This window comes from Microbispora sp. NPDC049125 (assembly GCF_040802045.1).
Classification (GTDB): domain Bacteria; phylum Actinomycetota; class Actinomycetes; order Streptosporangiales; family Streptosporangiaceae; genus Microbispora.
Genome location: NZ_JBEZDW010000004.1, coordinates 92,123 through 104,279, shown reverse-complemented (window position 1 = coordinate 104,279; position 12,157 = coordinate 92,123). Strand labels below are relative to the sequence as shown.

The 12,157-nt window shown below is 71.7% G+C and carries 13 protein-coding genes; 5 read left to right on the top strand and 8 right to left on the bottom strand.

What is annotated here, in order from left to right; genetic code table 11:
* The first annotated feature begins 2 nt into the window (after positions 1–2).
* The 3 genes from AB0B72_RS06300 (at position 3) to AB0B72_RS06290 (ending at position 1,376) form a co-directional block, all read left to right on the top strand.
* Complete coding sequence (locus AB0B72_RS06300) at positions 3–290, top strand: hypothetical protein (RefSeq protein WP_367737281.1); 288 nt, start codon at positions 3–5, stop codon at positions 288–290.
* 116 nt (positions 291–406) lie between these two features.
* Positions 407–988, top strand: a complete 582-nt coding sequence (locus AB0B72_RS06295) for an NADPH-dependent FMN reductase (protein WP_367737280.1) — start codon at positions 407–409, stop codon at positions 986–988.
* Between the two features lie 43 nt (positions 989–1,031).
* The gene (locus AB0B72_RS06290) at positions 1,032–1,376 is read left to right on the top strand and encodes a winged helix-turn-helix transcriptional regulator (RefSeq protein ID WP_367737279.1); all 345 of its coding nucleotides are present in this window, start codon (positions 1,032–1,034) and stop codon (positions 1,374–1,376) included.
* On the opposite strand, the gene AB0B72_RS06285 is transcribed toward AB0B72_RS06290, so the two are convergent.
* Together AB0B72_RS06285 and AB0B72_RS06280 are read right to left on the bottom strand one after the other, a co-directional pair.
* A complete protein-coding gene (locus AB0B72_RS06285) occupies positions 1,373–2,791 on the bottom strand; it encodes a PLP-dependent aminotransferase family protein (protein ID WP_367737278.1) in 1,419 nt (472 codons plus the stop codon). The genes AB0B72_RS06290 and AB0B72_RS06285 overlap by 4 nt on opposite strands.
* Positions 2,792–2,995: 204 nt before the next feature.
* Positions 2,996–3,622 (bottom strand): helix-turn-helix domain-containing protein, encoded by a 627-nt coding sequence (locus tag AB0B72_RS06280; protein WP_367737277.1) that lies wholly within the window; start codon positions 3,620–3,622, stop codon positions 2,996–2,998.
* A 186-nt stretch (positions 3,623–3,808) separates the two neighbouring features.
* Here AB0B72_RS06280 and AB0B72_RS06275 point away from each other — a divergent pair, with 186 nt between their 5' ends.
* Both AB0B72_RS06275 and AB0B72_RS06270 read left to right on the top strand, forming a co-directional pair.
* Positions 3,809–5,383, top strand: coding sequence for an NCS1 family nucleobase:cation symporter-1 (locus tag AB0B72_RS06275; RefSeq protein WP_367737276.1), 1,575 nt, complete (start codon positions 3,809–3,811; stop codon positions 5,381–5,383).
* Positions 5,380–6,120: an aspartate/glutamate racemase family protein gene (locus tag AB0B72_RS06270; protein WP_367737275.1), complete on the top strand. Its 741-nt coding sequence runs from the start codon at positions 5,380–5,382 to the stop codon at positions 6,118–6,120. The genes AB0B72_RS06275 and AB0B72_RS06270 overlap by 4 nt, the downstream gene beginning before the upstream one ends.
* Here the strand turns inward: AB0B72_RS06270 and thyX are convergent, their stop codons facing one another.
* From thyX to AB0B72_RS06240, 6 genes are all read right to left on the bottom strand, one after another.
* Positions 6,121–6,903 carry an FAD-dependent thymidylate synthase gene (gene thyX / locus AB0B72_RS06265; protein ID WP_367737274.1) on the bottom strand — a complete coding sequence of 261 codons (783 nt, stop codon included), beginning with the start codon at positions 6,901–6,903 and terminating at the stop codon, positions 6,121–6,123.
* Positions 6,904–7,050: 147 nt separating this feature from the next.
* Positions 7,051–8,202, bottom strand: a complete 1,152-nt coding sequence (locus AB0B72_RS06260) for an ROK family protein (RefSeq protein ID WP_367737273.1) — start codon at positions 8,200–8,202, stop codon at positions 7,051–7,053.
* A gap of 91 nt (positions 8,203–8,293) precedes the next feature.
* Positions 8,294–9,076, bottom strand: coding sequence for an ABC transporter permease (locus AB0B72_RS06255; RefSeq protein ID WP_367737272.1), 783 nt, complete (start codon positions 9,074–9,076; stop codon positions 8,294–8,296).
* Positions 9,073–9,963, bottom strand: a complete 891-nt coding sequence (locus AB0B72_RS06250; RefSeq protein ID WP_367737271.1) for an ABC transporter ATP-binding protein — start codon at positions 9,961–9,963, stop codon at positions 9,073–9,075. Before AB0B72_RS06250 ends, AB0B72_RS06255 begins: the two co-directional genes overlap by 4 nt.
* Positions 9,964–10,059: 96 nt before the next feature.
* On the bottom strand, positions 10,060–10,917 hold the full coding sequence (locus AB0B72_RS06245) for an oxidoreductase (RefSeq protein ID WP_367737270.1): 858 nt from the start codon (positions 10,915–10,917) through the stop codon (positions 10,060–10,062).
* Between the two features lie 41 nt (positions 10,918–10,958).
* A complete protein-coding gene (locus AB0B72_RS06240) occupies positions 10,959–12,140 on the bottom strand; it encodes an amidohydrolase family protein (RefSeq protein ID WP_367737269.1) in 1,182 nt (393 codons plus the stop codon).
* Between the last annotated feature and the right edge of the window lie 17 nt (positions 12,141–12,157).

Sequence of the window (12,157 nt, the reverse complement as noted above, 5' to 3'; positions counted from 1 at the left end):
TGGTGACCTTCGTGCTTCCGGGCACGCTGCGCCACCTGGTGGACCACCGGGACGAGGTGCGCGTGTTCGCCGTGGCCGCGTCCGAGGAGGAGATCCCAACCCTGGGGGCCGCCCTGGACACGCTCCGCCGTACGCACCCCTCCCTGGAGGAGCGGCTGCGCGACGCGGACGGCGAGATCCGCCGGCACATGGGCCTGTACGTGTGCGGCGAGAACGCCCGGCGGCTCGGCGGGCTGTCGTGCGCGCTCCCGCCCGGCGCCGAGGTGTACGTCCTGCCCATGCTCGGCTGACCGGCCGTCCGGCGTCTCCGGGACCGGCGCCCGAGCAACTAAGGAATGATTAGTCACTCAGGATAGTTGATAGCGTGGAGCAGAGCATTCCCGCCAATCTCCTGAGGAGGGCCTCCGTGGCCACATTGAAGATCATCATCGCGAGCACCCGCCCCGGTCGCGTGGGCCTGCCCATCGGCCAGTGGGTGAGGGAGCAGGCGCTAGCGCACGGGGGCTTCTCCGACGTCGAGCTGATCGACCTGGCCGAGGTGAACCTGCCTTTCATGGACGAGCCCAACCACCCCAGGCTGCAGCGGTACACCCACCGGCACACGCGGGAGTGGAGCGCGACGATCGCCGCGGGCGACGCCTTCGTGTTCGTCACGCCCGAGTACAACCACGGCTACAACGCCGTGCTGAAGAACGCCCTCGACTACCTGCACAACGAGTGGCGCTACAAGCCGGTCGGCCTCGTCAGCTACGGGGGCATCGCGGCCGGCATCCGGGCCGCCCAGCAGATCAAGCAGGTGGTCGCGGCGCTCAAGATGACCGCGGTCGCCGAGGCGGTGGCCATCCCCTTCGTCACGCAGGTCATCGACGAGGAAGGTAATGTGATGGCAAACGACGCCATGATCGCGTCGGCCAAGACCATGTTCGACGAGCTGGCCAGGGTGACCGAGGCGCTGCGCCCGCTGCGGAGGGACGCGGTCTCCGCATGACGAGGTGAGCGGGGAAGCAGTGAACGAGATACACCCTGTCTGCGTGCGCTTCCACGCGGCGATCGAGCTGATCGGCGCCCGCTGGACAGGCGCCATCCTGCGCGCCGTCTTCACCGGGCAGTGCCGCTACGCGCAGATCAAGGCCGCCGTCCCCGGGCTGAGCGACACCATGCTCGCCCAGCGGCTGCGCACGCTGGAGGACGAGGGCATCCTCGAGCGGCACGTGGTCCCCGCCTCTCCCGTGCAGGTCGAGTATCGCCTCACCCCAAAGGGCCGGGATCTGGAGCAGGTCATGGATGCGGTGCGGGCGTGGTCCCACAAGTGGATCCCCCTGCCGCCGCAGGCCCCGGCCGCGGACGACGCCCCCGCCGTCCAGACGAGTCGCTAGCCGGCGGGTTCCCGCTCGCGAAGAGCGCTGATGAGCGTGTCGAGGGCATTGCCGTAGGCGTGTTCCGGCGGGGTCGCGTACCCGATGACGATGCCGAACGGGGCGTCTTCCGGCCGGCCGTAGAAACGGGCGACACCGTCGACGGTGACGCCGCGCTCCTCCAGGTGGGACAGGAGAAGGGGCTCTGAGGCGCTGGTGCCCGGGAACCGGAGGACGGCGTGCAGGCCGGCGGCGATCCCGGACAGGCTCCCATGCGACAGGTGCCGGGTCACGGCGTCGCCGAGGCGGTCTCTGCGGCGCCGGTAACGGGCCCTGCAGCGGCGCAGGTGCCGGTCGAGCTCACCGGTGCGGATGAGCTGAGCGAGTGCGAGCTGGTCGATGACGCTCACGTAACCCTCGTCCCAGCGCATCGCCGCCCGCAGCGGCGCGACCAGGCCGGGGGGCACGACGATCCAGGCGGTGCGCAGGCCGGGGGCGATGGTCTTGCTGGCGGTTCCGGCGTACACGACTCGGTCGGGGGCGAGGCCCTGCAGAGCGCCGACAGGCTGGCGGTCGTAGCGGAACTCCCCGTCGTAGTCGTCCTCCAGCACGAACGCCCCTGTCCTGCGGGCCCAGGCCAGCAGCTGGGCGCGGCGGGCGGGGCTCAGCGTGACCCCGAGGGGGAACTGGTGGGCCGGAGTGACGATGACGGCGGCTTCGCCGGTGAGCCGGTCGACGACCAGTCCCTCGGAGTCCACAGGGATGCGGGACACCCGGAGCCCGGTCTCCTCGGCGAGAGCGGGGTAGTCGGGCAGGAAAGGGTCCTCGAAGGCGACGGAGGTCGCTCCTCGCCTGCGAAGCGCCTGGCAGACGAGCCGGAGGGCGTGGGTGTAGCCGGCGCACACGATGACGCGCTCCGGCGTGGTCACCACGCCGCGGGCCCGGCCGAGATACTCCGCGAGCACCTGTCTGAGCTCGGTGTGCCCGAATGAGTCGCCGTAGCCGAAGGCGGCGCCGGGAGTGGTCTGCAGGACTCGCCGTGTCGCGGCGAGCCATTCGCGCCGGGGGAAGCCCGACAGGTCCGGCAGCCCCGGTCTCAGATCCGTCCCCGCCGCGGGGGATGGGGCGGCGTGCGGCGGCGGCACGGTCTCGGCCGCCGGGGGTCCTGCCGGTTGATCGGCCACCCGGATGCCCGACCGCGGCCGGGACGTGAGGTACCCCTCGGCGACGAGCTGGTCGTAGGCCTGGGTGACGGTGCCGCGAGCGACGCCCAGATCACGGGCGAGGGTCCGGGAGGAGGGCAGCGGCGTCCCCGGCGAGAGCCGGCCGTCCCGCACCGCGTCGCGCACCGCGTGCTCAAGACCGGTCCGCAGGCCGTGTGCGGGACTGAGCCGGAGGTGGAGGTCCAGCCCCAATCTGGACCATTCATCTTCCATGGATCTGGACTATAACTTTGAGCCAGCCGGTCCGTAGGTTTCGTCGCATGAGACATGTGGCCTCCGCCGCCGGCCTCACGGTCCGCCTCCTGGGCCCCGCTCGGCGCCCGGGGCCAGGCGACGCGGCGGTCAACCCCGAACAGATCCTGCTGTTGTCCCTTCACCGGCGTGCCCGGCCGTCGGGGCGGGCCCGGTGGCGCGGACTTATTTGTGGACGATCAGCCAGGTGGCGACGGCGGTGACGGTGCCTGACCTGTTCCCGATGATGTGGGGCCTGCGGCAGGGGAAGGTGATCGAGTCGCCCTCCGCCAGCGTGACGACCTCGGTCTCGAACTCGACGGTCAGCTCCCCCTGGGTGACCGTGCCGACCTCGTATCCCTCGTGCTTGAGGAACCGCCCGTGCGCGTCGGAGATCGCGTTCGGCGGGTAGGTCGACTCGAAGAACTCCACGTCGGACGTCGGCACCGGGGAGAGCATGCGGAACGTCACCCCTCCGCTGAGCCGGATGGGGGCGGCCTCCCATGCCCGCCGGATGGCCAGCCCCTGGACGGGCGGCCCGCCGCCGGCCTCCATGGCGTCCGGCAGGGACTCCCCGGCGTCTGGCTGGTCGAAGACCGCCGCGAGCGGCGCGCCGATGGCCGAGACGTAGGCGATCAGCCTGCTCACCGAGGGACGCATCATGCCGCGCTCGATCTGGGAGACCGCGCTGGCGGAGATCCCCAGCTCCCGCGACAGGGCACGCAGCGACATCCCCGAGGCCAGGCGCAGCTCGCGGAGCCGCTGGCCGAGGCGCTCACTGGTGAGCGCCTCGATGTCCGTACGGCTGGTCATGGCCCCCACACCAATTCACACGAGGTTTACGCGAGCGAAATTCGCCGCCGGACGTCAAGGAATACATTCACGGCATCCGTTAAGTGGCCACTTAACAGTTCCGGCGCCCCGCCGTTCCCGCTCAGGGTCACCCCCTTGATCGGAGCCGTCGGTCCCACCCGCACGATACCCCCCAGGGATGCCGCAATGACCGAGCCCAGCGCACCTCCCGCGCCCCCGCCCCTCCCCTCCGCCCAGCCGGCCGGCCTGGTGAAGCCCGGCTACGACCCCCGCCTGGCCAACGAGGACCTCGCTCCCCTGCGGGAGCAGACCTGGTCGTCCTACAACATCTTCGCGTTCTGGATGTCCGACGTGCACAGCGTCGGCGGGTACGTCACCGCGGGCAGCCTGTTCGCCCTCGGCCTGGCGAGCTGGCAGGTGCTGGTCGCGCTCCTCGCCGGCATCGTGATCGTCAACGTCTTCTGCGACCTGGTCGCCAAACCCAGCCAGGTGACCGGCGTGCCGTACCCGGTGATCAACCGGGCGGTCTTCGGCGTGCGGGGCGCCAACATCCCCGCGCTCGTCCGCGGCGTGATCGCGATCGCCTGGTACGGCGTGCAGACCTACCTCGCCTCCCAGGCGCTGATCATCGTCTTCCTCAAGTTCTGGCCGGCGACGGCGGCGCTGAACGACACCGGCAGGTACGGCTTCCTCGGCCTGTCCGTCCTGGGCTACATCTGCTACGCGATCTTGTGGGTCGCCCAGGCGGTGGTCTTCTGGAAGGGCATGGAGGCCATCCGCAGGTTCATCGACTGGGCCGGCCCCGCCGTCTACGTCGTCATGGTCGTCCTCGCCGTCTACCTGGTGGCCAAGGCGGGCTGGAGCAACATCAGCCTCGACCTCTCCCAGGGGGAGCACCTCGGCTTCGGCGAGTCCGTGCCCGTCATGCTGAGCGCCGTCGCGCTCGTCGTGTCCTACTTCTCCGGGCCGATGCTGAACTTCGGGGACTTCTCCCGCTACGGCCGCTCGTTCAAGGCGGTGAAGCGCGGCAACCTGCTCGGCCTGCCGGTCAACTTCCTGTTCTTCTCGCTGCTGACCGTGATCACGGCGTCGGCCACCGTCCCGGTGTTCGGCGAGCTCATCACCGACCCGATCCACACGGTGCAGCGCATCGACACGCCGTTCGCGATCCTGCTCGGCGGGCTGACCTTCGTCATCGCCACCGTCGGCATCAACATCGTGGCCAACTTCATCTCCCCGGCGTTCGACTTCTCCAACCTCAGCCCGCAGCGGATCAGCTGGCGGACCGGAGGCATGATCGCGGCCGTCGGCTCGGTCCTGCTCACCCCGTGGAACTGGTACGGCAACCCGGACGCCATCCACTACACGCTGGGCCTGCTCGGAGCCCTCATCGGCCCGCTGTTCGGCATCCTCATCGCGGGCTACTACGTGGCGAGCAGGCAGCGGGTCTGGGTCGACGACCTGTTCACCCTCGACGAGCGCGGCAGGTACTGGTTCCGCGGCGGCTACAACCCCAACGCCGTGTGGGCCATCGTCGCCTCCGGGGTGCCGGCCATGGTCTGTGTGCTCGTCCCGAAGATGGTGCTCGACCTGGACCTCACGACCACCGACCTGACCTGGATCGCCGACTACAGCTGGTTCATCGGCTGCGCCCTCGGATACGTGGCGATGGTCGCGTTCGAGCGGATGTCGCCCCGGATCGCCGCCGCCGCCTCGCCCGACCGTCCCGACTGGGCGGGAGCGGCGCAGGACGCGGGATGACCCGCATCACGGTGATCAACCCCAACACCGCCCGGGCGATGACCGCCGCCATCGGCGCGCGGGCCCGGGCGGTGGCGGCGCCGCCGACGACGGTCACCGCCGTCAGCCCCGCCATGGGCCCCGAGTCGATCGAGAGCCACTACGACGAGGCGCTGGCCGTCCCCGGCGTGCTCGCCGAGATCGCCGCGGGCGAGCGCGACGGGGTGGACGGGTACGTCATCGCCTGCTTCGGCGACCCCGGTCTCGACGCGGCCAGGGAGCTCGCCTCCGGGCCGGTCGTCGGGATCGCCGAGGCCGCCATGCACGCCGCCACCCTCCTGGGCCGGGGCTTCAGCGTGGTGACGACGCTGTCCAGGACGGCGGGCCGCGCCTGGGACCTCGCCCACCGGTACGGCTTCGCCGCCGCCTGCCGGGGCGTGCACGCCTGCGACATCCCCGTCCTGGAGCTGGACGGGGACGGCGCACGGGAGACGGTCGCCGCGCTGTGCGCCCGGGCCGTCGAGGCCGACGGGAGCGACACGGTCGTGCTGGGCTGCGCGGGTATGGCGGCGTACTGCGACGAGATCGCCCGGGAGGCGGGCGTCCCGGTGATCGACGGCGTGGGGGCCGCCACCGCACTCGTCGAGTCGCTGGTCCGCCTCGGCCTGCGCACCAGCGTCCGCGGCGAGTACGCCCCGCCCGGTCCCAAGCGCTACTCGGGCCTGCTCCAGCCCTTCACGATTCCCGGGGCCGTGTGATCAGACCTTGCGCCAGCCGGGGATCCAGGCGCCGTTCTCCACCACGTAGTCACCGAACAGGGCCGGGGCCTCGGCTCGCATGATCTCGCCGATCCGCTGGAACACCAGGCGGATCTCCTCCTCCGCGCCTTCGGCGGTGCGGGCCTCGATCACGTTGCGGAGCGTGCGGACGTTGGCCGTCCACACCAGGCCGGTGGCGACTCCCTCGGGGGCGAAGCGGCGCATGAACGAGGTGCGGTGCTTCTTGTCCGCGAACGGAACACCTTCCTCGTCGAGCCCGAAGTGCCCGGCCATCCAGGTCTGGAACTCCTCCATCCGGTCCAGCAGATCGCCGGCCCGCTTCATCAGCTCGGCGTCCTCCCTGGCCCATTCGGGGAACCAGAACGGCAGGTCCGTCAGCCGGACGAACCGCAGCGACTCCTGGGAGATCGCCACCCCCGGCCGGTGCCGTACGAGCTCGTGGGTGAAGACCCGCGAGACGTTGTGCATCACGAAGCTGAAGTTGAGGTGCTCCAGGACGCTGCCGTGCGCGCTGGCCAGGATGTTGCGCAGGTACGCCTCCTGGTCCGTGCGGATGCGCGTGACGTTGGCGTTCAGCCCCGGCTCGAACGACCGGTAGCACAGGCGGCCGGCGAACTCGGCGAGGTTCTGGGCGTCGAACTCGCCCCGCTCCAGCCGGTCCAGCCAGCTCTCGCCCCCGATCTCCCGCAGATAGCGGGCGAGCTCGTCATAGTCCAGCTCGGGCCGGGCGACGATGAAGATCTCGGGTTCGACGCTGCGCATTCCAAATTCCCCGTCATGGTGGTGCGGCTGTGACCGTCCTAGCAAACCAGATCCCGAGCGCCCCCGGAGCGGCCGGCCAGGTCAAGCGGGCAGGGTCAAGCGGGCAGGGGCGGTCGGGCAGGGTCAGGCCGGCAGGGGCGTCACTCGTCAGGAGCGGTGCGGCGCGTCGCCGCGCAACAGGAAGTCCTCGACCACGAGCGTGGCGGCGCCGAGGGCCACGGCCTCGGGGCCGAGCCGTCCCAGCTCGATCGAGACCTGCGCCATGGGCTGGGTCAGCGCGTTCCGTCCCGCCGCCGCGCGGATCTCCGGCAGCAGCGCGCGGCCGATGAGCAGGCCCGCCCAGCCGCCGAGGATGACGCGCTCGGGATTGAACAGGTTGACCAGGTCGCCCAGCCCGGCGCCGAGGCAGGCGACGGCCTCGTCGAGCACGGGCCGGGCCGTGGGGTCGCCGAGCATCGCGGCGAGCGCGCTCTCCTCATCGCCCGCGGCCGGGCCGCCGCCGTACCGGCCGAGGAGCGCCCCCGCCCCGATGTACGCCTCCAGGCAGCCGCGGGCGCCGCAGCGGCACACCCTGCCGTTCACGGCGATCGTGGTGTGCCCCCACTCGCCGGCGCTGCTCGACGCGCCTCGGTAGGTGACCCCGTCGGTGATGACGCTGGCGCCGACGCCGGTCCCGATGAGGGTCATCACCACGTGGCGGGCCCCCTGGCCCGCGCCGAACCAGAGCTCCGCCTGGCCCATGGTCTTCGCGCCGTTGTCGGCGAACACGGGGATAGAGGTGCCCGCCCGCAGGCGGTCTCCGAGAGGGACGCCGTCCCAGCCGAAGGTCTGGCCGTGGACGAGCAACTCGGGGCACTGCTCGACGATCCCGGGCGCCCCGACGCCCATGCCGAGCACCTGTGACTCGTCCACCCCGGCGTCGGCCAGCACCGAGCCCAGCCCGGCGAGGATGTGCTCGATGACGGCCGGCGGCTCGTGGGCCCCGGGCTCCAGCGCGTACTCCGCCTTGGCCTGCTCGGCCATGGCGAGGTCGAACAGCTCCAGCCGGACCCGGGTCTCCCCCACGTCCACGCCGACCACGTATCCGTACGACTCCCGGATGCGCAGCAGCGTGCGGGGGCGGCCGCCGTCGGAGTCGACGGCGCCCGCCTCGATCACGATCCCGTCGGTGATGAGATCCGCGACGACGTTGCTCACCGTCGCCGGGCTGAGCCCGGTCAGGCGGCTGAGATCCTGCCGGCTGGACTCCTGCTCGAAGTAGAGGGTCCGGAGCAGCAGCGCGCGGTTCCCCCGGCGCACGCCGCGGAGCGTGCCTCGCTGCGGACGACCCACCGGCCTCACCCCCGCGCCCCATAGTTCAGGACTTATACCAAGCCCGCAAGCAGGAGGCTCAGGTGATGTCCCGCCGGACCGTCGTCGCCGACGCGACCACGGCGAACACCACGGCGTAGCCGACGAGCACGAGCGCCCCCGCCCACGCCGGCAGCCAGCGCGACGCGCCGAGGCCCGTGTCCACATCGATGCTCATCAGCGCCTGGGCGGCGCCGCCCGGCAGCCAGCGGCCGATCGGGTGCAGCACCGGGATCCCGGTGAAGATCCCCTCGATCACGTACGCCCAGACCACGGCGCCCACGATGCCGGCGATCTGGTTGCGGACCAGCGCCCCCAGCCCGATGCCGAACAGGGCGTAGAGCGCCAGCATGGCCAGGATCCCGATGCTGATCTGCGGGATGCGGGACGCGGACAGCGACAGCTCTCCCCCGGAGAGCAGCACGGCGGGGAACACCGTGACGGCCTCGAACACCAGCACCACCAGGCCGAACAGGGCGCCGACGAGCACTCCCGCGAGCAGCTTGGCGACGATCACGTGATTGCGTCTCGGAGTGGTGAGGAAGGTGCCGGTGATCGTCTGGTAGCGGTACTCGGAGGTCATCAGCACAACGCCGAGGATCATCGTGAAGATCGCGCCGCCGGAACCGGCCGACCAGGCGAGCTGCGCCCATTCGGCGGTGTCGCGCGCGGGGATGCCGGCCGACCCGTTCTGCCGGACCCCGGCCAGCCCGATGAGGAAGCCGAGGTTGACCGCCACCAGCACGATCATCACGAGCATCATGATCCACCACAGCCGGGTGGTGAAGAGCTTGCGCAGCTCCGCCTTGACGAGCGCGGTCATCGCTCCTCCGTCAGATCGAGGAAGACCTTCTGCAGGTCGGAACGCTCCTGGGCGACCTCGGTGAGCACCAGCCGCCGGTCGAGCGCGACCTCGCCGATCGCCTCGGCGTCGAGGCCGCGCACGCGCAGCACGCCGTCGCCGGCCTGCTCAACGGTCGCGCCCGCCGCCTCCAGGGCCGGCGCGAGCTCGGCCGGCTTCGCCGTGCGCACCCGTACGGCGGTGTCGCCGTTGGAGGTGAGCTCGGTCAGGGTGCCCTGCCGCACGAGACGGCCCTTGGCGATGATCACCACGTTGTCCACGGTCTGCTCGACCTCGGACAATACGTGGCTGGAGACCAGGACGGCGGCGCCCTCGTCGTGGGCCAGATGGCGCAGGAAGCCGCGCAGCCATTCGATCCCCGCCGGGTCGAGGCCGTTGGCCGGCTCGTCGAGGATGTAGACCCGGGGGCGGCCGAGCAGCGCGGACGCGAGGGCGAGCCGCTGCCGCATGCCCAGCGAGAAGCCCTGCACGCGCTTGTCCGCCGCGTCGGCGAGGCCCACCTGTTCGAGCGCCTCGCCGGCCCGCGTGAGCGGCAGCCCGGCCGCGGTGCACATGATGCGCAGGTGGTTGCGGGCCGTGCGGCCCGGATGGAAGCTCGTCGCCTCCAGGACCGCGCCCACCTCGGTCACGGGCGCGGGGAGGGAGGAGTAGCGCCTTCCGCCGACGAGGGCCTCACCCGAGTCCGGGGTGACGAGGTCGAGCAGGCAGCGCAGGGTGGTCGTCTTGCCGGCCCCGTTGGGGCCCAGGTATCCGGTGACGGATCCGGCATCGACCGTGAAGGACACGCCGTCGACGGCTTTGACCGCGCCGAACGACTTCACGAGGTTGTTGATCTCTATGGCAGCCATCCCGGCCGATTATCGCGCCCCTATCGCGGGGGTTCCTCATCACAAAGGATGATCCGTTCTTCCTCCCCCGGCAACCGCCTCCGGCACGCCGGCGGCCTACCCGAGCTCGGCGAGGTCCTCCGCGGTCAGCTTCAGCTCACCGGCGGCGACGTTCTCCTCCAGGTGGACCGGCGAACCGGTGCCGGGGATGAGGAGGATGTTGGGTGAGCGGGCCAGCAGCCAGGCCAGGGCCACCTGCGGCACGGTCGCGCGGTGGCGGGCTGCGACGGCGTCCACGCGCCCGGCCGTGAGCGGCTCGAACCCGCCGATCGGGAAGAAGGGAACGTAGGCCACGCCGGCCTCGGCGCAGGCGTCGACGAGCGGGTCGTCATCACGCCGTGCCAGGTTGTAGAGGTTCTGGACGCAGGCGATCGGCGCGATATCGCGGGCCTGGGCGAACTCGGCGGCGGTGACGTTGGAGACGCCCAGATGGCGGATGAGCCCCTCGTCACGCAGCGCGAGCAGGGTCTCCAGGGGCGCGGCCAGCGATACGGCGCCGCGGCCGAGGTCGCCCATCCGCAGATTCACCACGTCCAGGCGGTCCACGCCCAGCGATCGCAGGTTCGCCTCGATGCCACGGCGCAGGTTGTCCGGGGTGAGCCCGGTCATCTCCGCCGGCGGCAGGGCGATGTCGGAGCCCTCGACCAGCGCTCCCACCTTGGTCACGATGACCAGGTCGTCCGGGTAGGGATGCAGCGCCTCCCGGATCAGCTCGTTGGCCGCCACTCCGTCACGCGAGTAGTAGTGCGAGGTGTCGATGTGGTTCACCCCGAGCTCCACGGCCCGGCGCAGGACGGCCAGTGACGTCTCCCGGGCGGGCCGGTCGCCCCTCGGCCAGCCGGTCAGCTTCATCGCGCCGTACCCGATCCTCGCGACGTTCAGATCGCCGCCCAGCGCCCACCGTTCGCCCGTCATGGTCGTCACCCTACTCGGGTTCGGGGGGACGCCCGCGGATGTCACAGCCGGTAGACGCGGCGGGCGTTGCCCGAGCCGATCATGTGGGCGATCCTGGCGGCGTCGGCGGCGCTCCACTCCCCCTCGGCGAGCCGGTCGGCCAGCACGCGGGCGAGCCCGCGCCGGTGGTAGAGCGCCCCCAGGTAGCACGTCTCGGCGACGCCGTAGCAGTCGGAGCTGAACATCTGCTTGTGGAACGGCACCAGCTCCAGCAGCTCGCGCAGGACGGCGGCGGACCCCGCGGCGGTGTGGGTGAGGGCCAGCCCGACGTCGACGTGGACGTGCGGGAACACGCTCGCCAGGTACGCGGCCTGCCGGTGGTAGGGGTAGCAGTGCAGCAGGACGACGGGCACGCCCAGAGGGGCGGTCATCCGGATGAACCCGGTCAGCACGGCCGGGTCGGCCCGGTGCAGGTCGAGGTCGGTGTCGCCGAAGCCGCAGTGGAACTGGAGCGGCAGGCCGCGCTCCCTGGCGACGTCCACCCCGGCCCACAGCAGGTGCCGTACGAGCACCGGGTCGGTCAGGCGGGCCTTGGGGTCGGCGAGCCGCCGGCCCGCCGCCGCGATGACGCTGCCGCGGGACGGCCGGGACGGGTCGAAGTCGAGCCCGCACCGGTAGGCGGCGACGGACTTCAGCCCGGCGGCGCGCGCCGCGCGGGCGGCCAGCTCCTCCCGCAGCGCCGCCGCGTACTCGACCGCCGCAAGGCCGGCCTCGGCGACGTCGCACTCGACCCGCTCCAGCCGGACGATCTCGTCGGCCCCCGCGCCGCCCAGCCGGCCCATCTCGGCCGGGGGCAGCAGGCCGGGCCCGTCGAGGCCGGTGTCGACGAGGAAGGCCGAGACGCCCGCGCCGGTCAGCAGCCTCCGGTTGGCCTCGGCTCCGCCAAGCTCGGCCCGCCGCGACAGGTAGACGGCCGGTGAGGTGTGCGGGTCGAGGCCGAGGACGGGCGCGCACCAGCGCCGGATGGCCGCGCCCACCGGGGTGTCGAAGTGCGTGGTCCCCGGGGGCGCCGGCGTGCCCGCCTCCGTGATCAGCGTCTCGAACTCCGACCTCGGCGGGTCGTCGCGCCGCACGCCGTGGCAGTGGTGGTCGACCATCGGCGCGAGCAGCGCGGCGCGGACCTGATCGGGCAGCGCGACCGGCAGCGAGGCGGGCAGCACGTCGTCAGGTCTCGTCTCCGGCACGGGACTGGACTTTACGG

Bases quoted from the DNA above. Each gene is read 5' to 3' on its own strand.
- AB0B72_RS06250 (WP_367737271.1), bottom strand. From the start codon at position 9,963: ATGGCTGCCATAGAGATCAACAACCTCGTGAAGTCGTTCGGCGCGGTC.
- AB0B72_RS06275 (WP_367737276.1), top strand. From the start codon at position 3,809: ATGACCGAGCCCAGCGCACCTCCCGCGCCCCCGCCCCTCCCCTCCGCC.
- thyX (WP_367737274.1), bottom strand. From the start codon at position 6,903: ATGCGCAGCGTCGAACCCGAGATCTTCATCGTCGCCCGGCCCGAGCTG.
- AB0B72_RS06270 (WP_367737275.1), top strand. From the start codon at position 5,380: ATGACCCGCATCACGGTGATCAACCCCAACACCGCCCGGGCGATGACC.
- AB0B72_RS06255 (WP_367737272.1), bottom strand. From the start codon at position 9,076: ATGACCGCGCTCGTCAAGGCGGAGCTGCGCAAGCTCTTCACCACCCGG.
- AB0B72_RS06280 (WP_367737277.1), bottom strand. From the start codon at position 3,622: ATGACCAGCCGTACGGACATCGAGGCGCTCACCAGTGAGCGCCTCGGC.
- AB0B72_RS06245 (WP_367737270.1), bottom strand. From the start codon at position 10,917: ATGACGGGCGAACGGTGGGCGCTGGGCGGCGATCTGAACGTCGCGAGG.
- AB0B72_RS06285 (WP_367737278.1), bottom strand. From the start codon at position 2,791: ATGGAAGATGAATGGTCCAGATTGGGGCTGGACCTCCACCTCCGGCTC.